We start from the raw sequence: 25,041 nt of genomic DNA, 5'->3' as shown, positions 1-25,041 counted from the left end.
ATCCCATTAACTGGTATTTTTATTTAATATATAGTATACCTTATATGATGCAGTTACTATAAAATTGTTAAAAGTTATAGAATCATATCTTTTTATATTATACTAATTTTTTTTAAAATTATAAAAATATAAGTTGTTTTAAAGCTTATTAATTAAATTAATAAAGTTATAACGAAATAAATGTTAAAATATGCATTTTAAATGTATTTATTTTAAAAATCTAAAAAAATATGTAACTTTTAATTAATCTAAGATTTAAGGGTTAGATTTTGGCGTTATAGAATCATCTTTCGTTACCATGATGAAAATATCTTCATTATTTTTTTTAAAAAAATAATTTTCTCGAGCATATTTTTCTCGAGCTTCTTTATTATTTTTTAAATTTTTATACTGAATATTTTCAGAATCTAGTTTACTTTTATAATATTCTTTTTCATGTTTTAATTTGGAAATTTCATTATTTAATTCTTTATGAGTTAAATAAGAATTAGTATCAAAAAAAAGCATCCAAATAATAAATATAATGGAGAGTATTAAATAAATACTGGAATACCAGTGTTTACCGAAAATAGATTTTTTATCTGACGATTTATTGCCTTTTTTTTCCATTCTTTAATTAGAACGATTTTTTAAAGTATTTTGGATCACCGTACTTAATACATCAATTGCAACAGTATTTTTTTTCATTGTTGGAATTATAATGTCAGCATAAGCCATAGAGGGTTGTATAAATTCTTCATGCATCGGTTTTAAAGTAGATTGATACCTACTCAATACTTCTTCTAAATCTCTGCCTCTTTCCTGAATATCTCTTCTGATTCTTCTAATTAATCTTTCGTCAGAATCAACATTGACATATACTTTAACATCAAATTCTTTTCTTAATTCAGGATTTGTCAAAACTAATATTCCTTCGACAATAAGGATTTCTTTAGGTTGAATAATCGTAACATCTTCTGTTCTGGAATGAGTTATAAAGGAATAAAGAGGCTCTTCAATAGCTTGCCCCGCTTTTAATTTTTTTACATGGTCGATTAATAAATCAAAATCAATAGCTCTCGGATGATCGTAATTTAACAGTTCACGCTCATCAAATGACAACTCAGGATTGTAATGATAATAATTATCTTGAGTGAGTACATTTACACTGTTGGAATCCAATTGATTAAGGATGTTGTTTACAACGGTTGTTTTTCCGGAACCAGTTCCTCCGGCAATACCAATGGTTAACATTTATTTTATTATATTTTTGAGTTTATTTTTTTAAGCAGAAAATAGTGTACCAAAATTTAGCTAAAGTAAATATTAAAGTTCTTTAAGCATACCTTTAAAATCGGATAATGTAGCGTAATTTTTGGTTTTCATAATTTCTTTTAATTCAGAAGATAATTTAGAAAAAATTTTAGTATCGTCTTTCATTAACTGTGTACCAACCTGAACCATGGAAGCCCCGCATAAGATGTGTTCAAAAACATCTCTACCGGTTTCAACCCCTCCACATCCGATAATAGAAATATCTTTTCTTAATAATTTATAAAACATTCTAACATTAGCTAAAGCAGTAGGTTTTACATAAGCTCCTCCAATTCCTCCAAATCCTCCTTTAGGTTTTATAACAACAGATTCATCTTCAATATACAAGGCATTTCCTATACTATTGATACAAGTTACGAATTGAATCGGGTATTTATTTAAAATATCGGCAACCATTTCAAAATGTACCATATCAAAGTATGGAGGAAGCTTAACTCCTAAAGGTTTTGTATAAAATGAAAATACCTTATTCAAAACTTCTTCAGTTCTTTCAAAATCATAACCCGTTTGTGGTTTTCCCGGTATATTTGGGCAAGATAAATTTAATTCAACCAAACCTTGAAAATCAGACTTTTCAATTTGGTTCAACATTTCTATATTATCTTCTAACGTTAAACCGGCAACTGAAAAAAATAAGTTATCATTTCCTTCTTTGTGTTCATTAAGAACATAATCAAGATAAAATTCAAAACCTAAATTTGGTAATCCCATCGAATTAATACTTCCTAATTTTAAATCAACATATCTAGGAGACGGGTTACCTTCTCTAGGAGATAGGGTACAACTTTTAGTTATCCAAGTTCCTGATCCTGAATTTTTCATGTTCGATAATTCTTCTAACGTCATACATTTTACACCCGATGCATTCATCAAACAGTTACTGAATTTTTTATTGGAAATGGTTGTTTCTAAAGATATCATTACTATATTTTTTGCAAATATCAGAATATTTATGGTGAATAGAAAGTTATTTACTATTCACTCTTTAAAAAAGTTATTACTTGCTTTATAATAGATGCTTAGAATATTTTATTTATAACTAATATAATCTTTAGGATCATGGTTTAATTAATATAATTTATTTAAATTAACATTCTAAGATTATAAATTTATGATAAAAGGTATAATTTTTGTAATTATTGAGATTAATAAAAAATAATTTTTATTTTAATCATTTTTTTACTAAATATTGATTTACAAATAAGAATATATTTCATAAATTAATAAATATTTAAAATTATTGGTTCAATAGAAAATTATATATGATAAAAAATTTTATTTATGGAAGATCAACATTCAAATTTGCAATATGAAAATTCAGCTGCTCCGACAGTTCCAACTGACGAAAAAAATGATAGATTACCCAATAATCATATGGTATTAGCGATAATTTCTACCATACTTAATATTTTTTCTTTTAGTTTAATAGGAATTATATTTGGTGTTTTATCTATAATATTTGCTAATGAGGTAAAAACTATTTACAATTCCGGAGATCATTTCGGAGCAATGCTAAAATCAAAAGACACTCGAATTTTATCAATAATTTCTTTAATTATCTTTTTTTTCAATGTATTAATATACATTTTACTTATTCTCTTTATTATATTTTTTGGAAATATGTTTTATTACCAAGGATGGTTCAAGAATGGTTAATTTTTTCTTAAACCGTTTATTGTAACTAAAAATAAATTGATAATTATTTATGTAATTTATGTTAATCAAAATACTTCGAAATAGAGGTTTAGTGTGGTTTAGCTTACTAACTCTTATTACTTTCTTTTGTATTTATTATTATGTTATAAATCCCAATAAAACAAATTTAGCATTACCATGTCTTTTTAAATTATTAACCGGACTAAATTGTACGGGTTGTGGAGGACAAAGGGCGTTTCATTTTTTATTACATGGAGAATTTTTACAAGCCTCACGTTATAATATTTTAATATATTTTCTACCTTTTCTTTTATATGTATTATTTGCATCAATTCAGATGTATATTTTTCATAGTAAAAAGTATGTTATCAAATTTATATTTTCAAATGAAATTGGAATACTGATTTTAGTGTTTCTAATTATTTTTACTGTTTTAAGAAATATCCCTTATGAACCATTTATATATTTAGCTCCTCCTAAATAAAGACAATTTAATATAATAGGATAAAAACATAAAAATAAGATAATCCTTTTTTAGTATTTTGTTACTTTGTACCTTTGTTAAAGATTGCATACTGCATTTTTTAAACAAAAAACATAATATTAAATGAGTAGATATACTATAACTACAGCACTTCCCTATGCAAATGGCCCTTTACATATAGGTCATTTAGCAGGAGTATATATACCTGCGGACGTATATGCCCGATTTTTAAGAAGAAATGATCATGATGTTATATTAATAGGGGGGTCAGATGAACACGGAATTCCAATTACGATAAGAGCGAAAAAAGAAGGTGTTACTCCTCAAGATGTGGTAGATAGGTATCATGAATTAATGAAGCAAACATTTACGGAATTAGGAATTTCGTATGATAACTATTCGCGTACTACGGCTCCTATACACATTAAAACAGCTCAAGAATTTTTTTTAAAACTATACGAGGATGGAAAATTCGTTGAAGAAGAAACAGAACAATATTTTGATGAAAAAGCAAATGAATTTTTAGCAGATCGATATATTGTAGGAACCTGTCCTAAATGTGGTAATACAAACGCATATGGAGATCAATGCGAAAAATGTGGTTCTACATTAAGTCCGGATGAATTAATCAATCCTCATTCCATGTTAAGTGGTGAAAAGCCTATTTTAAAAAAGACGAAGCATTGGTATTTACCTCTTAATGAATATCAAGAATTTATTTCCGATTGGATATTAAAAGGTCATAAAAAAGATTGGAAACCCAATGTTTACGGTCAAGTGAAGTCATGGTTGGAAGAGGGACTTAAACCTCGTGCCATGACTCGAGATTTAGACTGGGGAGTACCTGTGCCTTTAGAAGGAGAAAAAGGTAAAGTTCTATATGTTTGGTTTGATGCCCCGATAGGGTATATTTCCTCTACCAAAGAATGGGCGGAAAGAACAGGAAAAGATTGGAAACCTTATTGGCAAGATAAAGAAACCAAGCTGGTTCATTTTATTGCAAAAGATAATATTGTTTTTCATTGCATAATTTTTCCGGCTATGTTGAAAGCTCATGGGGATTATATATTACCGGACAATGTACCGGCTAATGAATTTTTAAATTTAGAAAACGATAAAATATCAACCTCAAGAAATTGGGCGGTTTGGGCGCATGAATATCTTGCTGATTTTCCGGGAAAGCAAGATTCATTACGATATACCTTAATAGCCAATGCACCTGAAACAAAAGATAATAATTTTACTTGGAAAGATTTTCAAACTAAAAATAATTCTGAACTAGTAGGAATTTTTGGTAATTTTATAAATAGGGTATCTGTTCTAATTAATAAATATTATGATGGTGAAATACCCGAAGTTGGAAATAACTTTCATTCCGAAGAATTAGAATATCTTTCTAAAATATCCAAAGAAATATCAACTTATTTATCTAACTACGAATTCAGGAACGGTTTAAGTTCTTTAATGAATTTAGCTCGTTTAGGTAATAAATTTTTACAAGAGCAAGAGCCGTGGAAAAAAATTAAAGATGAACCGGAAAAAGTAAAAGAAACTTTATACGTATCAGCTCAAATTGCTGCTTATCTAGGGGAATTATCTGAGCCTTTTATACCTTTTTCTTCTCAAAAAATAATGAATGGATTAAATTTAACTTATCATTCATGGAAAGATCTTGAATCAGGTAAAATCTTATTACCTTCCGGAAGTAAAATAAATCTTATACCCCTTCTTTTCGATAAAATTGAAGATAAACAAATTGATTATCAAATTGAAAAATTAGAAAATTCTAAAAAACAGAATGCTTCTCTAAATAATAATCGGACCGAACCTCAAAAAGATAATATCACATTTGATGAATTTGAAAAGATTGATTTAAGAATAGGTACCATATTGGAAGCCAAAAAGGTTGAAAAAGCTGATAAATTACTGCAATTTAAAGTAGATACAGGAATAGATGTTCGAACCATTGTATCGGGAATAGCAGAAAGCTTTTCTCCTGAAGAATTAGTAGGTAAGCAGGTTACCGTGCTTGTTAATTTAGCTCCCAGAAAAATACGAGGCATTGAAAGTCAAGGGATGTTACTTTTATCAAAGAATATAGATGGAAAATTTTCATTTATAACCCCTGATGATGTCATTGAAAATGGTGTATCTGTAAAATAATTTCCGAATATTCAAATAATATAAAAACCCCTTTATTTTTGGGGTTTTTGTTTTATGATTAATTAAATTATATGTAAATAAAATAATGATATTTATTTATATATTATAATAAACTATTAATTGGTATAGTTTTTGTATTCTTTATTTTAAATTTTAACACTAAAAATTATGGAATACTTATTTAATTCAATTTCTGAATTTATTACCCCTGAAGTAATATCCAATATTTCCAAAATTTCAAAGGAAAAAGAATCAAATATTATTCAAGCCCTTCATACTACAACAGCTAGTTTACTTGAATTAATTTTAGAGAAAGGAGAGCAAAAAAAGCTAGAATCCATGTGTAAAGGTATTGGAAAGATGAATATATTATTTAGTGTTTCAAATTTATTTTTGGATCCAACGAATTTAAAAAAGCAATGTGCAAGTTCTAAATTTTTGATTTTTTTACTTAAAGATCGATTAGAAGAATATTATTCCTTGATTGCCTCTTCTTCTCAAATATCTTTATTAAATTCTAAAATTATAGTAAACAAACTGGGCTTATTAATATCTGCATTCCTGGGTGAAAAAATAATTTCTAATATTAGTTTTATTACTATATTAAATCAACTGCAAGATGAAAGAAATGATTATCAGGTATATATACCTTTTGAGATGTCTAAAATTATAGAGGAATATAATTTTAAAGCCTATTTGCAACAAAAATTTTGGATGTCGTTTTTTTGATGATGTAATTTAAAAATTAATTTATTGACTTTTCTAAATTATGATTTAATTCTATAATTTATCTAAGTTTTACATTATCTTATACAATATCTATAGTGCATATGCTCTAATTAAGCATTGTTTAACTGTAAGTATTTAGTTTATGAATTATATATATTTATAAATCTAAATTACTGCTAAAACCATTTTATGTATTAGATAAATTTATAAATATAATTCCGGGAATTATAACATCAATAGTAAATAAGACTATAGCTATAAAACTTTCAATTAATTAAATAAGTAATACAATAAGTGGAAAAATAGTTATTATTGCTTACGGTTGGGAATAAATATTGCATTATATAATAAATTAATACATTTGATATATAAAAAATATTTATGCATCATACTATTGCATTTTACAATGTTGAAAATCTATATGAATCCGGAAATAATAAAAATATTGGCGATTTACCTTTTCAGGGTAGTCGTTCCTGGAACATTTCAAGATATAAAAATAAATTAGCTAAAATAGCCAAAACCATTAGTAGGATAGGAGAAGAAGAAACTCAAAAATTACCAACGTTTTTTGGTTTATGTGAAATTGAAAATAAAAAGGTGATAGATGAACTTCTTGAAGAATTTCCGTTTAAAGCTAATTATGGTTATGTTCATAAAGACTCATTGGATGAAAGAGGTATAGATACTGCTTTTTTTTACAATAAAGAATTCTTTACTATTGAAGATTCAGAATTTATAAGAATTCCTATATTTAATAGTGATGGTAGTAGAGATTATACAAGAGACATTACGTATGCAAAAGGAAAACTAGAAAATATAACCATTCATTTTTTTGTATTGCATTTACCTTCTAAAAGAGAAAATAATATTAATGTATCTAAACGTATTCATATACTACACGAATTAAGAAAAAAAATTAATGAAATTTTTGATAAAGATATCTTAGCAAATATTATTATAATGGGTGATTTTAATGAAGATCCTACCACCACCTATTTATATCAACAACTTTGGAATAAAAAAACGATACAAGAATTAAAAGAACGCGAATTATATAATCCCTTTGAGAATTTATATAAAAGAGATTTATACAGTACTTTTCATGAAGGAAAAGGGATGCTTTTTGATCAAATTATTTTTTCCAAATCTTTTTTCGATGAAAACAGCAAACTTAGATATTCAAATTCCAATGTATTTAATCCTCCATTTCTTCAAAGTCCGGATAGGGAAAAATTAGGAACCCCTTGGCGGACCTATACAGGAAGTAGATATTTAGGAGGGTATAGTGACCACTTTCCTGTATATGCTATTATAGAAAATATAAAATAAAAATAAGATTTTATATTTTATACTTTAAAATATTTCTTTTTCAACATATAGATAATATCTTTTTGAGTAATGAATATCTCATCAATAAGGGTATCTGACTCATTCATTACCGGTTTATCTTTAGGAATATCATTCGAATCTAATAACATAGATCCATTACCTGTAAGCAACCAAGTAGGATTTAATTCCGGAAACGTATGTAAAATTTTTTCAATAGTATCTGTATGTAAACCCGACTTGTTCCTTCTAGCTCTTCCGATAAGTCCAACAGATAAATTTGCTAACTTGGTTAGTTTATTATCATTTAGGTTTTTATAAACCATAAAATCTAATAATCTGTCAATAGTAGTTTTATGTTTATTTTCCATAATTTAATGAATAAAATAATGAATATATAAAAAATAAGGTATGTTTATTAATAGTACAAAATTAAAAAAAAAGTTTTATATTGATAATTTTCAAGATTAAATATTTATATTTACAATTAAAATAGTTGTGTAACTGCTTCAATATATGATACAAAAAGATTTTTTAGAGAACATTATCGAAATTTTTAAACAGAATGATAAATTTGAATATGTTGACTTTAAAGTTGATATAAATCAAAATACTATTAAAATTATATATTTAATAGAACCCAAATATTATATTTTATTTAAAGATGAAAATTATTTCATTAAAAATAAGGATAATGAAAAATATACTATTTCAGGAGAAGCAGTTCCCGGCAGATTTTCAATGCATGAAGATTTCATTATAGATTCAATTGCTAACGTATATATAAAAATAGAAAAGTGGTTGGAAGTTATTTGGAATGAAATTTCATTAGCTTCTCCATTAGGTCTTTTGGCTGAAGAACAAGAACAAATAGACAAAATTTGTGAAAAATTTGATGAATATGATGATTATTTCAATACGGAAGAAATTATAAGAATTAAACAAAAACTTAAACTTCTTAGAAAAAAGCTTGAAGAAGAAATAACATCTATTGTTGATGATGAAGAGATAAGCAGATTGGAAATTCAAAAAATGAATAAGAATTTTGATACATTGGAACAAATACTTCCTTCACTAAAAAAGAAAGGGTGGGTGAGAAGCTTGACCGGAAGAGTATTCCATAATATGAAAAGGTTATTGGATCTTAGACAAAAATTAATATTGGATTCCTACAATAAGCATAAAGAAGAATAGAAAGTTAATTTATCTATTAGTAATTTTTATAATGCTATTATAAATTTCTATATGGAAAAAAATCTATTAAATAAATATTCAAGGATAAAATATATAGTTAAAATTTTCTAAAATTTTATACATATAATTTTATAATAATTTTAACATTGCTCATTTTTTGTCTCTTTTTGTTGTATAATTGCTTAATAATCAAATAAATATTTTTTTTTCAGTATTGAAAATATATAGTTTTTTGTCAATAATTGATTAAATGAATTTAAGCGGTTTTGGATATTAGAAAAAAATCTATAACTTTGTAATCAAATAAATGAGGCTAAGGAAAATAAAGATTAACGTAAAGAAATTAAAAACTAAATAGAATATAACATAATATAAAGATATAAACACTAAAAACTAAAAATTATTAATTTAACACTAAAGCTTATCACACTTTAACACTAATAACTTTATTAGAATTAATTAATTAACGCTTTTAACACTAAAATTATTAATTAACACTAAGACTTAACACACACACACTTTAACACTAAAAGCTTAGAAGAATTATTAATTAATTAACACTAAAACTCAATTTTGAAATTGAAAGATCATAATTGATTGAGTATTTATTAGAAAAGTCATCTTTTTAACACAAAAAGGTGACTTTTTGCTTTGCAATATACATATAATAAATTAAATGATATTTATTTTTTTATAAAATTTATAAAAAAACAGACTATTAAAATAGCCTGTTTAAATATATTATTAAGAATGAGATTAATACATTATATCATTATATATACTACAATGTTTTAACTTATTTTTTAGCTTCCTTTTCTTCTGATTCTTTTTTCAGTATTGCATCAAACTTTTCTAAAGTTACAGTTTTTTCTTTTTTCTGAATTTTTGAATCAAAAATTTTGAATAATTCTTGTTGAATTAAGTTGCCGGAAGATTGACGAACATGTTCTTCATTTTTCATTGCATTCGCAACATATTTGTCTAACTCTGAATCAGGAATATCTACATATCCATACATTGCAAATTGTTGTTTCATTTGATTTTTAGTGAATTCAACCAAATCATTATATTGTACGCTTATCTGATTATCTGAAAGAATTTGACCTTCAATTAATTGATAACGTAAAGCTTTTGCAGATTTTTCATATTCTACATCCGCTTCTTCGTCGGTCATTGGTTCTTTGGACTTGCTTTTAATGAATTTTTTCAAAAATTCAGTCGGTAAATCGAATTGTATAGTATCTAATAACCATTCAACAGAATCATTCATGAATTTAGTATCAGATTCTTTTTTATAGTAATTTTCGATTTCTTCTTTAATTTTAGCTCTTAATTCTTCTTCGCTCTTAATTTTATCTTTACCGTAAACTTTATCAAAAAGATCTTGATTTAATTCCGCTTTTGTTCTAATAGAAGTTTTTTCAACAGTAATTTTTAAATTGGCATTAAAGTGATGAGCATCTTCATGGGAAAGCCCAAAGAAATGTTGAAGTTGATGTACATCATTAAATAAATCTTGAGCCTTGATAGTAATTAAATCACCCTTTTTCTTACCTAAAAAAGAATCTTTATTCTTTAAATCGTCTACCATAAAAGTTATAGTAGTATTTACACCACCTTCTACAGGATTTCCGTCAGCATCAATTTCTTCTACTTCTCCTACAAAATTTCCACCTTCTTCAATAGCGTCGGCATCTACAACTTCTCCAAATTGAGTTTGCATTCTTGCAACAGTATCATCAATCTCTTTTTCAGTAGCCTCAATTTTATAATAAGGGATTTTAGCTTTAGAAAGATCAACTTTGAATTCAGGAGCTAATCCTAATTCAAATTCAAAGGTCATATCTTGAGCATTGGTATCCAATTCATTATTTTCTTTGGGCAAAGGTTGCCCTAAAATGGATAATTTGTTTTCAGAAATGAAGTTACTTAAAGCATCATTTAAAACTTTGTTGATTTCTTCAAAAGTTACCGCACCTTCATATTGTTTTTTAACAATACTCATCGGAGCTTTTCCTTTTCTGAAGCCAGGCATATTCAGCTTTTTACGATAATCATTAAGTGATTTCTCAACGTTGGGTTTATAATCTTCCGGCTTAATGGTGATTTTAACAATAGTATTTAAATCATCTATTTTGTTTTGTGTAACGTTCATTTATATTCTAATTTATAAGCGGGCAAATTTACAAAAACTATTTAAAAAATGGAAATATTTTAATACTAAGGATAAAACAGAAATCATATTTAATTCTCAATAAATCTGTCATTTATCAAAATTATACTTCCTAGATTTTATGTATTTTTTTAAGTAATTAATAAAAAATGTTTAATATCTTATTGTTTACTATTGTATAAATAAATAAATCATAAAGTTAAACATGGATTTTAAATTATATAGTTTTATAAATGGTTTAATCAAATTTATTTAGATTAATAAAAAAAATGTGATCAATCACTTATTTTTAAAAAAGAAAATATAGTTTTACCATGAAAATATGCAATTAGTTAATTAAATACCAGTCCATAGACTAATTTCTTAAAGTTTATAATGTATATAAAAATTGTGTATGATGTTGATATGATTTATATTTGCTATTCATAATAATAATCAAGCTTTGAAAAAAAGTAAACGATTACATACCTCCAATCCATCATTATCTACTACAGTAAATTTTTTATTTGAAGATAAAAAAGCTTCTTATATTATAAATAATGAAAAAAAAATTATACATTATGAAAATTTAGTGAACCAAGTAGATAAAGAAACCCTAACACATAAACTCTTAAAAAATAATTTTTTTAATACCAAGTGTAATTTTTTAGACATTACACTATTAAATGACAAATTTACCCTTATTCCCAATGAATTTTTTGAAGAAAGAACTGCAGAAAAGTTTTTAAATCTTAATGTTCCGCATTTAGAAAATTTAGGAATACGATTTAATTTAATACCCAATTTTGATTTAGTTTTAGTTTTTTATTATCCCGAAATAATTGAAACTCTTTTTACCTCTTATTCCGAAAAAATAAGAATTTCTCATACGGGATTTAAATTTTTATCAAAAATTAACAAAAACCTTTACATTAATGGTTTTTTTATACACATTTACGATCATTATTTTGAGGTATCCATCATTGAAAATCAAAAATTAATTTTATATAACATATATCCATACAGAAAAATTGAGGATATAGAATATTTTTTGAAACTTATTGCAAACACTTTATCCCAAGATCTATCAACCTATATATTATATTATTACCACATACCGCACCATCTGAATGCAATAAAAAAATTTGAAAAGCTTTTTCAAAAGGTAGTACCCGGTGAAGAAAACACTTTTAAAAGAGAAAATTATACACTATTAGATATATGATACGAATTATATCAGGAAAATTAAAGGGAAAGAAGATTTCTGCGCCCAAACATTTTGAGGTTAGACCCACAACTGATTTTGCAAAAGAAGCATTATTTAGCATTATTTCCAACAGATATATGATATCGGATATTTCAGTGCTTGATTTATTTTCGGGGATTGGTTCAATAGATTATGAATTTGCTTCGCGTGGTTGTAAAGATATAACCTCGGTAGAACTGAACGGAAAACATGTTAAATTTATTCAAGATACCATTAAACTCTTAGGAATAAATGAAGTAAATGTGATAAAACAAAATGTTTTTAGTTTTTTAGAAAAAGAAAGCTATAAAAAATATGATCTCATATTTGCAGATCCCCCTTTCGATTTAGACGATAAACAATATGAAAATTTAATAAAATCTGTATTTGAGAATCATTTTTTATCCGAACAAGGAGAATTTATTTTAGAACATAACACAAGAAAAGATTTTTCCGAATTTCCAAATTTTATCGAATCCAGAAAATACGGTAATGTTCGATTTTCTTTTTTTAGTTTATCTCAAGAATAACCAATAATACATGTTTATACGAATTATCTTAATTATAGAAGATTTAAGTTTTTATAATTAAAATAATTTTAAAAATTCATAAAGGATAAATTTGTTTCAATTTCTTTTCTATTCATTTAAAATTTTAAAATGATCTCGTTCATCTAAAAAATTATACTGAGATCTCCATTTCTTTATTTCATCTAGTGAAATAATGTGACTATAAATTGCATTACGGTTATTTGTTAAATTTAACTTTTTACCAACGGGTGTGTAAATAGACGAATGACCAATATAATTGAGCCCGGTTGGTTCAGAACCGATTCTGTTTACTCCGCAAACATAACATAAATTTTCAATGGCACGAGCTTTCAATAATGTATCCCAAGTATCTATACGAGAATCCGGCCAATTAGCAACATTTATCAATAAATCATAATACTCCGTATTTCTGAACCAAACCGGAAAACGAAGATCAAAGCAAATCATTGGACAAATTTTCCATCCTCTATAGGAAAAAACAACGCGATTATTTCCCGCTGTATAAGATCGATTTTCTCCTCCATATGAAAATAAATGTCGCTTATCATAATACGTTACTATTTTTCCTTCAGCAACAAAGATAAATCGATTATAAAATTTGCCATTATCTTCAATTACTAAACTTCCGCAAATAGCAGTGTGTTTTTTTAAAGAAATTTCAATCATCCACTCTATTGTTTTACCGTCCATTTTTTCGGCGATTGTAGTGGGATTTAAGCTGAAACCTGAATTAAACATTTCAGGTAAAATAATAAGATCCGTTGAAGTTAAATCTTCTAAAAGTAATGATAAAAAAGAAAGATTTTCAGAACAATTTTCCCACTGAGGAGAATATTCGATTAAATTGACAAATAAATCATTCGTAATCATACAATAAATTTTACAAAAACGTATCTTTTTTAATACTATAAATACTTTAATCCAATTTATAAAATATATTTAACATCAATATTTAAGAATCAAATTAGTAATATTAAAAAATAGTCAATTTATAACCTAAAAAATTTATTAATCCTATATTCAATCTCCGCGAAAATTTAATATCTGACTGCATGGATTATTAGATTTTATTCTTTTATAATACAAATCTACGAATTTATTAATTTTTAAAGATAAATTTAAGTTGTAAGTTGTGAATTAAATTAATAACTTTGAATAAATTTTATTAGTATGAGCACAAAAATTGATTATATCCCTTATAAAGTAAAGGATATCTCATTGGCCGATTGGGGAAGAATGGAAATTGAATTAGCGGAAGCCGAAATGCCCGGATTAATGGCCTTACGTAAAGAATATAAAGACGAACAGCCTTTGAAAGGTGCAAGGATAGCCGGTTGTCTTCATATGACTATACAAACCGCTGTTTTAATTGAAACCTTACAAGCTTTAGGAGCTGAAGTTTCTTGGAGCTCATGTAATATTTTTTCTACTCAAGATCACGCAGCAGCTGCTATAGCAGCTAAAGGAACCTCTGTATATGCTTGGAAGGGAATGAATGAAGACGAATTTAACTGGTGTATTGAACAAACTCTTTTCTTTGGTGAAGATAAAAAGCCGTTAAACATGATTTTAGATGATGGAGGAGATTTAACAAATATGGTTTTAGATAAATATCCCGAGTTAGTACCGGGAATTAAAGGTTTATCAGAAGAAACTACTACAGGGGTACATCGTTTGCACGAAAGAGTAAAAAACGGTACGTTGTTATTACCGGCCATCAATATAAATGATTCCGTAACCAAGTCTAAATTTGATAATAAATACGGATGTAAAGAATCTGCTGTTGATGCAGTACGCAGGGCAACAGATTTAATGATTGCGGGAAAAGTAGTTGTAGTTGCAGGATATGGTGATGTAGGAAAAGGTTCAGCTGCTTCATTTAGAGGAGCAGGAGCCAGAGTTATAGTTACTGAAATCGACCCGATTTGTGCCTTACAAGCCGCAATGGATGGATATGAAGTTAAAAAGATGGATTATGCCATTACCAAAGCTGATATTGTAATTACTTGTACAGGAAATTGCGATATTATTCAAAGTAAGCATTTCGAGAATATGAAAGATAAAACCGTAGTTTGTAATATAGGACATTTCGATAATGAAATTGATATGGCCTGGTTAAATGCCAACTATGGATCTACAAAGGTTACTATTAAGCCGCAAGTAGATAAATATACGATCAATGGTAAAGATATTATTGTTCTTGCCGAAGGTCGATTAGTAAATTTAGGTTGTGCAACCGGTCATCCAAGTTTTGTGATGAGTAATTCTTTTTGCAATCAAACGCTGGCTCAAATAGAATTATGGCACAATTCAAATAACTATGAAAATAAAGTTTATACCTTGCCTAAACATTTAGACGAAAAAGTTGCCATGCTTCACCTGGCTAAAATAGGGGTTGAATTGGATACTCTTTCAGAAAAACAGGCAAAATATATTGGAGTTCCTGTTAAAGGACCATTTAAATCGGATGAATATAGATATTAATAAATTCATTACTACACTAATTATGATCCGGAATTTTTCCGGATTTTTTTTTGCATTTGCTAATTATGTTTAGGGGTTTTTTAAAGTATTATTTATTAATATAAAAAATTAAACAGGTGCTTATCACTCCTTAAAATTTGGATAAATATTAAATTTTTTATTAAGAAAACCAATTGTATTATTTAATTGGGTATTTATCATTTTTAATTAAAATAATTAAATGAATCATCTGTTAAACATATTAATTAGAAATACTAACTTTTATGAAGTAAAAAGATTAAAGTAAGATAAATAATAAAATTATTAATCCACAAGATCCATTTAATTTTTTGCATAAAAATTTAAAAGCTATACTTTTGCATTAAAAATTATAAGGATGTTAATATTAGTTATTAATGCGGGAAGTTCTTCTATTAAATATCAATTGCTTAACATGGATTCAAACTCCGTTATTGCTAAAGGATTGGTAGAAAGAATAGGTACGACTGGCGGAATTATTACACACAAATATCTGAAAAACGGTATTTCAGATAAAAAACAAATTCATCAAGAATTTCCTACACATGTTGAAGGAATGAAACTTATTGTTGAATTGTTAACAGCAAAAGATGTTGGAGTTATTAATGATCCATCAGAAATAAAAGGAGTAGGACATCGAATTGTACAAGGCGGGGGGAAATTTAACGTTCCGGTTTTAATTACTGATGAAGTAAAAAACGAAATTGATGAAATGAGTGCATTAGCACCCTTACATAATCCTGCTAACTTGTTAGGTATTGAAGTTGCGCAAAAGTTTTTTCCAAATACCCCTCAAGTAGCTGTATTTGATACAGCATTCCATCTTACTATGCCACCTAAAGCATACAGATATGCAATTCCAAACCATTTTTACACAGATTACAAGATAAGATCTTACGGAGCGCATGGAACAAGTCATAAATACGTAAGAAGGCAGGCCGTAAATTACTTAAATAATCAAGAAGCTAAAATCATAACTATTCATTTAGGAAATGGATCAAGCATTACCGCTATTAATGAAAAAGGGGAGAGTATTGATACCTCAATGGGCTTTACCCCGCTTAATGGTTTAGTAATGGGTACTAGAAGTGGAGACATAGATCCATCCGTTCTTTTTTACATGGTTAGAGAATGCGGAGTTAAATTCGAGGAATTGGATGATCTGCTAAATAAAAAATCTGGAATGTTAGGTCTTACCGGAAAAAGCGATGCAAGAGATGTTGACGAGATGTATTTAAACGGTGATCCAAACGCTATTTTGTGTTTAGACTTGTATTCTTATAGAGTTAAGAAATACATAGGAGCGTATATAGCCGCTCTAAATGGTGTGGATGCGATTGCTTTTACAGCCGGAATCGGTGAAAATGATGCCCAATTGCGTTCATTAATTTGTAAAGACTTAGATTATTTAGGTATTAAATTGGATGAAAACAAGAATGTTGAATTGAGCGGGCCGGAAAAGGTAGAAGAAGTTCAGGCTTCCGATTCAAAAGTTAAAATAATGATAATACCTACTAATGAAGAATTAGAAATAGCTAATGAAACTTTGAACATTTTAAAGAAAATGTAAATAGTAAAGATATAAGATAATAAAACAAAAGCTGCAAATTATTGCAGCTTTTGTTTTTTGTTGAGTATAATTTACCTATTTTGTATAAACAACTTCTACATTTTGTTGTTGAGGAAGAGTTTTAGATCTCACCTCATCAGGAGCTATATGAGCATTTATTTTACCTTTATTTTCTGCAATACCAAAAGTTAACCAATATGGAAGGATACATACTAAAAAAGTAAGACACCAAAAACCTATAAAGGCAATTAATAAAAATAAAATAAATCCTATAAATTTAACAAATGGCCAAGCGCCTATATAAAGCAATGTTACCATAATACAATTATTATATATTGTTTTGCTCAAATGTAATAATTAATTTTAATCAAAACAAAAAATAATTCAGGTTATTATAGCTCAACTTATCAAAAAATTATTTTGAAAGATGAATTGCTCTGTTAGTATCAAGTATGGCCTTATTATTTTTATATTCAATCCATTTTTGCCCCTGTCTTTTTCTCATAAAATTATCGTAATTCCTTTTAATGAAAATATTCAATACAGCATTAGCAAAATTTGCAGGTCTTTTAGCCAAAGATCGTAAACTCATTGAAAAACTCGGAGTTAAATATTGCATATAGTGCCACCAACCCTCAGGCATATATAGCATTTCACCATGAGATAAATGAGCCTTATATGGAGTAACGTATTTTAATCCGGGCCATTTATCAAAATCCGGATTATCAAAATCTATGTCTTCTCTGCAAATAGTAGCATATGGTATTTTATACATATACTTCGTATCTTGAGGTTTCATCAATATGCATTGTTTTTCACCTGCAAAATGAAAATGTAAAATATTGGCTAAATCTATATCAAAATGCATAAAAACATTGGAACCCGCACCTCCGAAAAACAACATAGGTAAATTTTTAAATAAATTTAGGCCTAAGTCCGGAAACTTAAAATCGTCTTGCATGGCCGGTACTTGTTTCAGTATATTAAATAAGAATATTCTTAAATCAGTCGGGCCTTTTTGAAGTAAATCAATATAGTCGGACATTTTCATTCTGGCGTCCGGTTCATTTACTTTTTTGTCAGCACTAACCGGATCATTATTATACAGAGGGACAATTTTATCTCCTGCAACTTTTTTTATATAGTCAAAATTCCACTTTTTATAAGCAGGCCAATCTTCAGTCAGTTTTTCAATTACAACCGGTTTTTGTGGTTTATAATATTGATTATAAAAATCTTCTTTGGATATTTTTTCAACTCGGTCAATAGGTTTATAAGTAAACATAGGTTTAAGGTTTATAGTTTTTTATAGTATCATGAATTCATAAGATCTTCTAATTCTTCAATTTCGATAGGTATATTTCTCATTAAATTATGCGGATTTCCATTCGATTGAATCACTACATTATCTTCTATTCTAATCCCGAATCCTTCCTCCGGAATATAAATACCCGGTTCAACGGTAAACACCATATTAGGTACAAATGATTCCGTTAGTATACCATAATCGTGTGTATCAAGGCCCAAATGATGAGAATTTCCGTGCATAAAATATTTCTTATAAGCGGGCCATTTCGGGTCTTGATTTCTAACTTCTTCTGTTGTTAAAAGATTTAATTTTAACAATTCTTCCGTCATTATATTACCCACTTCTTCATGGTAACTGTACCAATTATTACCCGTAATTAAAAGCTTAGTAGATTCATTTTTAACATTTAAAACCGATTGATATACTTCTTTTTGTCGGGGTGTAAATTTTCCGTTCACGGGAAGAGTACGTGTCATATCCGAAGAATAATTGGCATATTCGGCCCCCACGTCCAACAAAACAACATCTCCGTCTTTACATTCTTTATTGTTTAATATATAATGCAAAACATTGCTGTTTTTCCCGGAAGCTATAATAGGTGTATAAGCCCAACCTTTAGAACGGTTTTTAATAAACTCATAAATTAACTCCGCTTCAATTTCATATTCCCAAACTCCCGGTTTAATAAATGGAAGAATCCTTCTAAACCCTTTTTCCGTTATATCACAAGCTTGTTGAATAGCGTTTATTTCTTCAAGTTCTTTAATTGAGCGTAGATGTTGTAAGATGGGATTGCTTCGTAAATAACAATGACCTCTGTATTTATTTTGTAATTTTTTTATGAATCTATCTTCTCGGGTTTCAACAACTTTTTCGGCTCTGTAATGTTCATTAATATTTATATATATATTATCCATTTGAACAATAACCATTTCAAGAATTTTATCAAAATCTTGTAACCAGTACACATTTTTAATTCCTGAAACTTCTGTTGCTTGCTCTTTAGAATATTTTTCTCCTTCCCAAATGGCAATATGTTCATTAGTTTCCCGTAAAAAAAGCATTTCTCTATGTTCCTCTAAATAAGCATAGGGACATAATACTAAAATAGATTCTTCTTGATCAATTCCTGAAAGATAAAATAAATCTCGTTGCTGTTGAAAAGGAAGAGTACTGTCTGCACTGATAGGATAAATATCATTACTGTTGAATATTGCAACTGATTTTGGGGCCATTCTTTGGACAAATTTTTTTCTATTTTTAATAAATAAATCTTTGTCTAAAGCATTATATCTGGTATTCATTTAACTAATTTTTATTTATCAAAAATAACAATAATACTTCAACTCTTTATAATTTTAGAAAAGTTAAAAGAGCTTTTTTAGATTATTTACTTTATTGTTATATAGATAAATTTATTATTTCAAAAGAGCATATAAATGCATTATTTATAAAATGAAAGGCTATTTTTCTAAATAATATCAATAATCATTGAATAGCCTAAATGTTAAATATTAAAAGTTAAATAAAGTTTTTCTTTTTTTCATGTATTTAAAGACAAAAATTGCAGGTTTTTTTTATAAAAAAAACGAAATTTGTTCAATAAAAATTCCTCTTAATTAAGATAAGACATGAATAATAACACTATTAAGAAATTGAAACCCGAGTCTATATGGAATCATTTTGCGGATTTGAACTCCGTACCAAGACCTTCTAAAAAAGAAGAAAAAGTTATTAAATTTATTAAAGACTTTGGAGCATCTTTACATTTAGAAACTATTGAAGATACCTGTGGAAATGTGGTAATAAAAAAACCGGCAACCCCGGGATATGAAAATAGAAAAAAGGTGGTTTTACAATCCCATTTGGACATGGTTTGCCAAAAAAATAATGATGTTGATTTTGATTTTGAAACTCAAGGAATACAAATGACTTATGAAGGAGATTGGGTTCATGCATTAGGAACAACCTTAGGGGCAGACAACGGAATAGGAGTTGCTGCCATCATGAGTGTTTTATCTTCAAAAGATATTGAGCATCCGGCTATTGAAGCTTTATTTACCATTGACGAAGAAACCGGTTTAACCGGAGCATTCGAATTAAGTAAAGATATATTATCAGGAGATATTTTGCTTAATTTGGATACAGAAGAAGACGATGAGATTGATATAGGCTGTGCGGGAGGAATTGATGTTACAGCAAAAGCAAATTATGAAGAAAAAGAAATCAATAAAAATACTAAAACTTACCGAATTAATTTGTCCGGTTTACATGGAGGTCATTCCGGAATGGAAATTCATAAAGGTTTAGGTAATTCTAATAAGATATTAAACCGTTTTTTATATGATTTTTTAAAATTTAATATTCAATTGATTTCTTTTGATGGAGGAGGCTTGAGAAATGCTATACCTAGAGAAGCTTCTGCTATATTTTCAATATCCTCTGAATTTGAAAACAAATTACAAGAACAATTTAATCAACTATATTCAGAGATCGAATCAGAATTTAGTAGTATAGATAGTAATCTAAATATTCAGCTTTCTCAGATAGATCATGTAGAAAAAGGATTGAGCGTTGAAGACAGTAATAAATTTATCTCAAGTCTACAAGCTGCTCCCAACGGAGTATTTCGAATGAGTCCGGATATCAAAGGATTAGTTGAAGCCTCAAATAATATTGCAAGAGTAAAATTGGAAAAAGGTAAGGCTGAAATACAATGTTTAACGCGATCATCAGTTGAAAGTTCTAAAATGTGGGTAGCAACGTCACTTGAAGCTGCATTAGAGTTAGGAGGAATGAAAGTTGAATTAACCGGTTCATATCCCGGATGGAAGCCAAATCCCTCTTCAGAAATATTAAAACTGGCGGAAAGTATTTATGAAAAAAAATACGGAGAGAAACCTTCTGTTCAGGCTTGTCATGCAGGATTGGAATGCGGAATTATTGGTGAAAAATATCCATCAATGGATATGATTTCATTCGGGCCAACTATTAAAGGAGCCCACTCTCCTAAAGAAAGAGTTAGTATATCATCGGTTCAAAAATTTTGGGATTTCTTACTGGAAATTCTTAAAAACATTCCGGTAAAATAAAATTTCTTTTATGAGCTTGTTAAGAAGAAGTGATTTTTTGCAGATATACCATCATTAAATAAATAATGATCCGTAAGATGCTTAAATAAATTAATTTTAATAAGCTCATATTTTAATATATGGTAATAAAATGTCAATTACTTTTTAAGTAAAATAGCAGCTATTAATAATAATCAATTAATTTTGCAAAAAGAGTTGCTATTTTTAAGTAATTTCTATAAAATAATAAAACTATTATAAATTAAACTATATATGTCAACATATGTTGTTGTCGGCTTACAATGGGGCGACGAAGGAAAAGGAAAAATTACAGACGTTTTAGCGGAAAAATCAGATTATGTAGTACGCTATCAAGGAGGAAATAATGCAGGACATACAGTATACGTAGGAGAAGATAAATTTGTATTACATCTTTTGCCTTCCGGAGTTCTTCAATGTAAAGGAAAATGTATCATAGGAAATGGGGTGGTAGTAAATCCTGAAGCTTTTTTCAATGAAATAGAACAAATTGAAAAAAGAGGTTTAAATACCGATCATGTTTTTATCAGCAGCAGGGCTCATATCATTATGCCGTATCATATTTTACTTGATACCTATAGAGAAGAATTTGCCGGAAGTTCTCAAATTGGAACAACCAAAAGAGGGATAGGACCTTGTTATGAAGATAAAATTTCAAGAACAGGGATCAGAGCCATTGATTTATTAAATCCTGAAGTTTTAAAAACTAAAATAAAGGAAAATCTTAACATTAAAAATGTTTTATTTGAAAAGCTGTTTAACAAAGAACCTTTAAAATTTGATGATATTTACACAAAATATCTTGAATTTGGAAAAAAACTTAAAAATCGTATTATAGATTCAGAATACGAAATTAATCATGCGATAAAAGAAGATAAAAACGTTCTTTTTGAAGGTGCACAGGCACTTATGCTAGATATAGATTTCGGAACCTATCCTTATGTAACCTCGTCGTCTCCAACTACCGGTGGCACTACCGTAGGAGCAGGGGTTCCACCAACCAGTTTAAAAAATTTAATAGGAGTATCTAAAGCTTATTGTACACGGGTTGGTAACGGTGCTTTTCCAACAGAATTGGAAAACGAAACAGGAGAACTTATACGTAAAATAGGTAACGAATATGGGGCATCAACCGGTCGTCCGCGTCGTTGTGGTTGGTTAGACTTAGTAGCCTTACGCTATTCATGCATGATTAATGGGATTACACATTTAGTAATAACCAAATTGGATGTATTAAGTGATTTTGATAAAATTAAAGTGGGAACCGCCTATAAAACGCCTGAAGGTACTATAACAGATATTTTCCCGTCTACTATTGAAGAATTAGCAAACTATGAAGTTATTTACCAAGATTTAGACGGTTGGAAAGAAGATATTTCAAAAGTTACCTCTTATGAAGAATTACCTATTTTGGCTAAAAAATATTTAGAATTTATTGAAAATTTTCTTGGAGTTAAAATATATTTAGTTTCTGTAGGTCCTGAAAGATCGCAAAATATCATTAAATCTAATTTAAAATAATTCTTATTATTACATTTTTTTCAAGTACTCCGTTCAAGCCATTATAAATAAAATTTAAATAATATATTGAACATTGTATTTTATTGAAGAATTAATAATTGAATCATAAATATATTCACTTAACATACCAAAAAGGAGAATGAAATCAAATATTATTGATATCATTCTCCCTTTTATGTTATTTACTTATTTTATTAGATATAGTTATATATTCTATATCAAATATTTAGTTTTTAAAATTTAAAAAAGAATTGTAGCAGTAAAAATCATTATTATATATTATAAAATTTTATAAATGATTTTTTTTATATAAAAAATATAATTTGAAAATTTATATATTCTTAATTTTTAATTTCAAAATGCTAATTATAGGGCAAATATTATTCTATTTTATGAAAATAAATTGCTATTTATGATAAATTATTGTTTATATTGCAAGGTATTTGAGAGAGTAATTCAGTATCCATAAGATTTACTCTAAAACATTACTATTAAAAGCGAGTTTTTATATAAAATGTTTCGAGCGGTTTATATTGCTTTTTAATTTAATATTGATTACTATTATGAAATAAACTAATATTATATGCGCTTATGAGAGAAAAATTTTTACTTATTATTCTATTGATTTTTAATATTTATATTGCTCAAGAAACTGAAAATAACATTTCGATTGATTCAACTAATATAAAAAGTATAAATCAAGAAGAACGTTTAAAAAATTCAATACCATCTTATAATTTATCAAAAATTGAAAAGTTGATTTCAAAATTATCATCAATGAATGGTATTGAATCAAATGAATATAATGATAGGTACTTATCGGAAAAAGATTTTGATAAATTGACAATCAAAGAAAAATTTACCTATACTATGGTTTATCCCGAAATTAAATCTTCAAGCGAAGATATGGATTCCTTAGCGATCTATGAGGAAAATAAAATTTTCGGAAAGCTGCCTACTTCGGTTAATGATCCCAAATGGAGTGCAAGACAAAAAAAGTTTTTAAAACAATATCGAAAAAATATTCAAGAATTTATACGTGAAACCTCTTTAAAAAATCAATTTATGGGTCTCAACTTTAAAAAAGCTTTATTGGAAATTAATGCTGTTGAGTCCATACCATTTCTTGTTGATTTTTATAATTCAACAGATAAAAATGATAAAGATTTATTAACGGTGTTAATGCTATTAGTTAAAAAAGGAAAATATTATCCATTTGTTCGATCCAATGTGTATCGCCAATTATATAATGACGATGTAAATTCTCAAGTCAGCTGCATAGACTATTCGGATATAAATGAGGAATATATATTAAAAACGGCCCATAATTATTATTTACAAGCGCCAAAAATTAAATAGATTTAATTTTTATATAAAATAATAAAACAGGAATATACTTCCTGTTTTTTTTTTTTAAAGTTAAAAATTTATTCTACGATAAGTTTACCTCTCATTGTCGCACTATGAGCGGGAAATGTACATAAATATTCATAAGTTCCTTTTTCATTAATCGTAAAGGTTATCGTATCTTGTTCACCTCCTCCTAACAATTTGGTATGAGCAACAATCGACGGATCATTTTTAGGAATATAATCATCAGCCGCATCCTTAGCTGCTCGATTTGCAAAATCATTAAAATTGGTACCCGGTTTTATAATTACTATATTATGTCCCATATCTTTAACACTTGCTTTGCCCACATGTTTAAGTGTAAGGGTTATAGGTTTTCCTGCTTTTGCTTTTAATTCGTGTATATTAAATTGCATTGCATCATCTCCCTCTACTATAAAAGTATTTTCAGGAAGATTAGCAATCTCTTCCTCTTTGGATTTTTGAATATCTTCTTTTGTCATAGAAGCGGCTGCAGATAAAGGATCAATTTTATGCGATGAATCCTTTTTATTACAAGAAGTATAAATATTTAATGAGCTTATTAAAAATAGTGCTAATAGAATAATCTTTTTTTTCATAAATTCTTAAAATTTTAGGGTTGACTAAAAGTGTTCAGATTTTAAGGAAAAGTAAATGTAAAAGAGTATAAAATTAGTTTCTTCAAAATTAGTAATTTTTTATTAGAATAAAATTTAAAATTAGCTATTTATAATTAAAATATCGATATAAATCAATATTTACATAGAAATTGATATAACAATTAAAATTAGTTAAGAGTTAATTGTTGCATGTATCCAATTATTTTAAAGTTTTATTTGT

The 25,041-nt window shown here is 27.5% G+C and carries 23 protein-coding genes; 13 read left to right on the top strand and 10 right to left on the bottom strand.

What is annotated here, in order from left to right; all coding sequences use genetic code 11:
* Positions 1-255: 255 nt before the first annotated feature.
* The 3 genes from GFU93_RS03460 to GFU93_RS03450 all read right to left on the bottom strand — a co-directional run bounded on the left by GFU93_RS03460 (position 256) and on the right by GFU93_RS03450 (position 2,235).
* Entirely contained in the window at positions 256-609 is a 354-nt protein-coding gene (locus GFU93_RS03460) for a septum formation initiator family protein (protein WP_160567302.1), read from the bottom strand.
* A gap of 3 nt (positions 610-612) precedes the next feature.
* Complete coding sequence (gene udk / locus GFU93_RS03455) at positions 613-1,233, bottom strand: uridine kinase (RefSeq protein ID WP_160542185.1); 621 nt, start codon at positions 1,231-1,233, stop codon at positions 613-615.
* Between the two features lie 72 nt (positions 1,234-1,305).
* The gene (locus tag GFU93_RS03450; RefSeq protein WP_160567301.1) at positions 1,306-2,235 is read right to left on the bottom strand and encodes a dihydroorotate oxidase; all 930 of its coding nucleotides are present in this window, start codon (positions 2,233-2,235) and stop codon (positions 1,306-1,308) included.
* A gap of 360 nt (positions 2,236-2,595) precedes the next feature.
* Between GFU93_RS03450 and GFU93_RS03445 the strand changes: the two genes are divergently transcribed.
* From GFU93_RS03445 to GFU93_RS03425, 5 genes are all read left to right on the top strand, one after another.
* Entirely contained in the window at positions 2,596-2,970 is a 375-nt protein-coding gene (locus tag GFU93_RS03445) for a CD225/dispanin family protein (protein ID WP_160567299.1), read from the top strand.
* A 58-nt stretch (positions 2,971-3,028) separates the two neighbouring features.
* Positions 3,029-3,454: a DUF2752 domain-containing protein gene (locus GFU93_RS03440; protein ID WP_160567297.1), complete on the top strand. Its 426-nt coding sequence runs from the start codon at positions 3,029-3,031 to the stop codon at positions 3,452-3,454.
* 123 nt (positions 3,455-3,577) lie between these two features.
* A complete protein-coding gene (gene metG / locus GFU93_RS03435; RefSeq protein WP_160567295.1) occupies positions 3,578-5,617 on the top strand; it encodes a methionine--tRNA ligase in 2,040 nt (679 codons plus the stop codon).
* 168 nt (positions 5,618-5,785) lie between these two features.
* Positions 5,786-6,346, top strand: coding sequence for a hypothetical protein (locus GFU93_RS03430; RefSeq protein WP_160567293.1), 561 nt, complete (start codon positions 5,786-5,788; stop codon positions 6,344-6,346).
* Positions 6,347-6,727: 381 nt separating this feature from the next.
* Positions 6,728-7,678, top strand: coding sequence for an endonuclease (locus tag GFU93_RS03425; RefSeq protein ID WP_105297501.1), 951 nt, complete (start codon positions 6,728-6,730; stop codon positions 7,676-7,678).
* A 17-nt stretch (positions 7,679-7,695) separates the two neighbouring features.
* On the opposite strand, the gene GFU93_RS03420 is transcribed toward GFU93_RS03425, so the two are convergent.
* Entirely contained in the window at positions 7,696-8,046 is a 351-nt protein-coding gene (locus tag GFU93_RS03420; RefSeq protein ID WP_105297502.1) for a hypothetical protein, read from the bottom strand.
* A gap of 145 nt (positions 8,047-8,191) precedes the next feature.
* Between GFU93_RS03420 and GFU93_RS03415 the strand changes: the two genes are divergently transcribed.
* A complete protein-coding gene (locus tag GFU93_RS03415; RefSeq protein ID WP_160567291.1) occupies positions 8,192-8,869 on the top strand; it encodes a hypothetical protein in 678 nt (225 codons plus the stop codon).
* Between the two features lie 796 nt (positions 8,870-9,665).
* Here the strand turns inward: GFU93_RS03415 and tig are convergent.
* Complete coding sequence (gene tig / locus GFU93_RS03410) at positions 9,666-11,024, bottom strand: trigger factor (RefSeq protein WP_160567289.1); 1,359 nt, start codon at positions 11,022-11,024, stop codon at positions 9,666-9,668.
* A gap of 460 nt (positions 11,025-11,484) precedes the next feature.
* Between tig and GFU93_RS03405 the strand changes: the two genes are divergently transcribed.
* Complete coding sequence (locus GFU93_RS03405) at positions 11,485-12,246, top strand: DUF3822 family protein (RefSeq protein ID WP_160567287.1); 762 nt, start codon at positions 11,485-11,487, stop codon at positions 12,244-12,246.
* The gene (locus GFU93_RS03400; protein ID WP_160567285.1) at positions 12,243-12,797 is read left to right on the top strand and encodes an RsmD family RNA methyltransferase; all 555 of its coding nucleotides are present in this window, start codon (positions 12,243-12,245) and stop codon (positions 12,795-12,797) included. Before GFU93_RS03405 ends, GFU93_RS03400 begins: the two co-directional genes overlap by 4 nt.
* Positions 12,798-12,905: 108 nt before the next feature.
* On the opposite strand, the gene GFU93_RS03395 is transcribed toward GFU93_RS03400, so the two are convergent.
* A complete protein-coding gene (locus GFU93_RS03395; RefSeq protein WP_160567283.1) occupies positions 12,906-13,688 on the bottom strand; it encodes a nitrilase-related carbon-nitrogen hydrolase in 783 nt (260 codons plus the stop codon).
* Positions 13,689-13,988: 300 nt separating this feature from the next.
* Here GFU93_RS03395 and ahcY point away from each other — a divergent pair, with 300 nt between their 5' ends.
* Together ahcY and GFU93_RS03385 are read left to right on the top strand one after the other, a co-directional pair.
* On the top strand, positions 13,989-15,302 hold the full coding sequence (gene ahcY / locus GFU93_RS03390) for an adenosylhomocysteinase (protein WP_160567281.1): 1,314 nt from the start codon (positions 13,989-13,991) through the stop codon (positions 15,300-15,302).
* A gap of 376 nt (positions 15,303-15,678) precedes the next feature.
* Positions 15,679-16,890 carry an acetate/propionate family kinase gene (locus GFU93_RS03385; protein ID WP_160542172.1) on the top strand — a complete coding sequence of 404 codons (1,212 nt, stop codon included), beginning with the start codon at positions 15,679-15,681 and terminating at the stop codon, positions 16,888-16,890.
* 75 nt (positions 16,891-16,965) lie between these two features.
* On the opposite strand, the gene GFU93_RS03380 is transcribed toward GFU93_RS03385, so the two are convergent.
* The 3 genes from GFU93_RS03380 to GFU93_RS03370 all read right to left on the bottom strand — a co-directional run bounded on the left by GFU93_RS03380 (position 16,966) and on the right by GFU93_RS03370 (position 19,503).
* Positions 16,966-17,208: a hypothetical protein gene (locus GFU93_RS03380; protein WP_160567279.1), complete on the bottom strand. Its 243-nt coding sequence runs from the start codon at positions 17,206-17,208 to the stop codon at positions 16,966-16,968.
* Between the two features lie 97 nt (positions 17,209-17,305).
* Entirely contained in the window at positions 17,306-18,175 is an 870-nt protein-coding gene (locus GFU93_RS03375) for a cupin-like domain-containing protein (RefSeq protein ID WP_160567277.1), read from the bottom strand.
* A gap of 29 nt (positions 18,176-18,204) precedes the next feature.
* Positions 18,205-19,503: an aminopeptidase P family protein gene (locus tag GFU93_RS03370; RefSeq protein ID WP_160567275.1), complete on the bottom strand. Its 1,299-nt coding sequence runs from the start codon at positions 19,501-19,503 to the stop codon at positions 18,205-18,207.
* 327 nt (positions 19,504-19,830) lie between these two features.
* Between GFU93_RS03370 and GFU93_RS03365 the strand changes: the two genes are divergently transcribed.
* The 3 genes from GFU93_RS03365 to GFU93_RS03355 all read left to right on the top strand — a co-directional run bounded on the left by GFU93_RS03365 (position 19,831) and on the right by GFU93_RS03355 (position 24,189).
* A complete protein-coding gene (locus tag GFU93_RS03365) occupies positions 19,831-21,291 on the top strand; it encodes an aminoacyl-histidine dipeptidase (protein ID WP_160567273.1) in 1,461 nt (486 codons plus the stop codon).
* 252 nt (positions 21,292-21,543) lie between these two features.
* A complete protein-coding gene (locus GFU93_RS03360; protein ID WP_160567271.1) occupies positions 21,544-22,830 on the top strand; it encodes an adenylosuccinate synthase in 1,287 nt (428 codons plus the stop codon).
* Positions 22,831-23,421: 591 nt separating this feature from the next.
* On the top strand, positions 23,422-24,189 hold the full coding sequence (locus GFU93_RS03355; RefSeq protein ID WP_160567269.1) for a hypothetical protein: 768 nt from the start codon (positions 23,422-23,424) through the stop codon (positions 24,187-24,189).
* A 68-nt stretch (positions 24,190-24,257) separates the two neighbouring features.
* On the opposite strand, the gene GFU93_RS03350 is transcribed toward GFU93_RS03355, so the two are convergent.
* Positions 24,258-24,800 (bottom strand): plastocyanin/azurin family copper-binding protein, encoded by a 543-nt coding sequence (locus tag GFU93_RS03350; protein WP_160567267.1) that lies wholly within the window; start codon positions 24,798-24,800, stop codon positions 24,258-24,260.
* Positions 24,801-25,041 lie beyond the last annotated feature (241 nt).

The sequence above is a fragment of the Apibacter sp. B3546 genome, from assembly GCF_009827885.1.
GTDB lineage: Bacteria > Bacteroidota > Bacteroidia > Flavobacteriales > Weeksellaceae > Apibacter.
The sequence above is the reverse complement of the archived record's forward strand: the minus strand, read 5'-3'. Positions and strand labels throughout refer to the sequence as shown.

Bases quoted from the DNA above. Each gene is read 5' to 3' on its own strand.
- GFU93_RS03430 (WP_160567293.1), top strand. From the start codon at position 5,786: ATGGAATACTTATTTAATTCAATTTCTGAATTTATTACCCCTGAAGTA.
- GFU93_RS03445 (WP_160567299.1), top strand. From the start codon at position 2,596: ATGGAAGATCAACATTCAAATTTGCAATATGAAAATTCAGCTGCTCCG.
- GFU93_RS03415 (WP_160567291.1), top strand. From the start codon at position 8,192: ATGATACAAAAAGATTTTTTAGAGAACATTATCGAAATTTTTAAACAG.
- GFU93_RS03400 (WP_160567285.1), top strand. From the start codon at position 12,243: ATGATACGAATTATATCAGGAAAATTAAAGGGAAAGAAGATTTCTGCG.
- GFU93_RS03425 (WP_105297501.1), top strand. From the start codon at position 6,728: ATGCATCATACTATTGCATTTTACAATGTTGAAAATCTATATGAATCC.
- GFU93_RS03450 (WP_160567301.1), bottom strand. From the start codon at position 2,235: ATGATATCTTTAGAAACAACCATTTCCAATAAAAAATTCAGTAACTGT.
- metG (WP_160567295.1), top strand. From the start codon at position 3,578: ATGAGTAGATATACTATAACTACAGCACTTCCCTATGCAAATGGCCCT.
- GFU93_RS03380 (WP_160567279.1), bottom strand. From the start codon at position 17,208: ATGGTAACATTGCTTTATATAGGCGCTTGGCCATTTGTTAAATTTATA.
- GFU93_RS03460 (WP_160567302.1), bottom strand. From the start codon at position 609: ATGGAAAAAAAAGGCAATAAATCGTCAGATAAAAAATCTATTTTCGGT.
- GFU93_RS03360 (WP_160567271.1), top strand. From the start codon at position 21,544: ATGTCAACATATGTTGTTGTCGGCTTACAATGGGGCGACGAAGGAAAA.
- GFU93_RS03365 (WP_160567273.1), top strand. From the start codon at position 19,831: ATGAATAATAACACTATTAAGAAATTGAAACCCGAGTCTATATGGAAT.
- GFU93_RS03355 (WP_160567269.1), top strand. From the start codon at position 23,422: ATGAGAGAAAAATTTTTACTTATTATTCTATTGATTTTTAATATTTAT.
- GFU93_RS03350 (WP_160567267.1), bottom strand. From the start codon at position 24,800: ATGAAAAAAAAGATTATTCTATTAGCACTATTTTTAATAAGCTCATTA.
- GFU93_RS03395 (WP_160567283.1), bottom strand. From the start codon at position 13,688: ATGATTACGAATGATTTATTTGTCAATTTAATCGAATATTCTCCTCAG.
- tig (WP_160567289.1), bottom strand. From the start codon at position 11,024: ATGAACGTTACACAAAACAAAATAGATGATTTAAATACTATTGTTAAA.
- GFU93_RS03420 (WP_105297502.1), bottom strand. From the start codon at position 8,046: ATGGAAAATAAACATAAAACTACTATTGACAGATTATTAGATTTTATG.
- udk (WP_160542185.1), bottom strand. From the start codon at position 1,233: ATGTTAACCATTGGTATTGCCGGAGGAACTGGTTCCGGAAAAACAACC.
- GFU93_RS03370 (WP_160567275.1), bottom strand. From the start codon at position 19,503: ATGAATACCAGATATAATGCTTTAGACAAAGATTTATTTATTAAAAAT.
- ahcY (WP_160567281.1), top strand. From the start codon at position 13,989: ATGAGCACAAAAATTGATTATATCCCTTATAAAGTAAAGGATATCTCA.
- GFU93_RS03375 (WP_160567277.1), bottom strand. From the start codon at position 18,175: ATGTTTACTTATAAACCTATTGACCGAGTTGAAAAAATATCCAAAGAA.
- GFU93_RS03385 (WP_160542172.1), top strand. From the start codon at position 15,679: ATGTTAATATTAGTTATTAATGCGGGAAGTTCTTCTATTAAATATCAA.
- GFU93_RS03440 (WP_160567297.1), top strand. From the start codon at position 3,029: ATGTTAATCAAAATACTTCGAAATAGAGGTTTAGTGTGGTTTAGCTTA.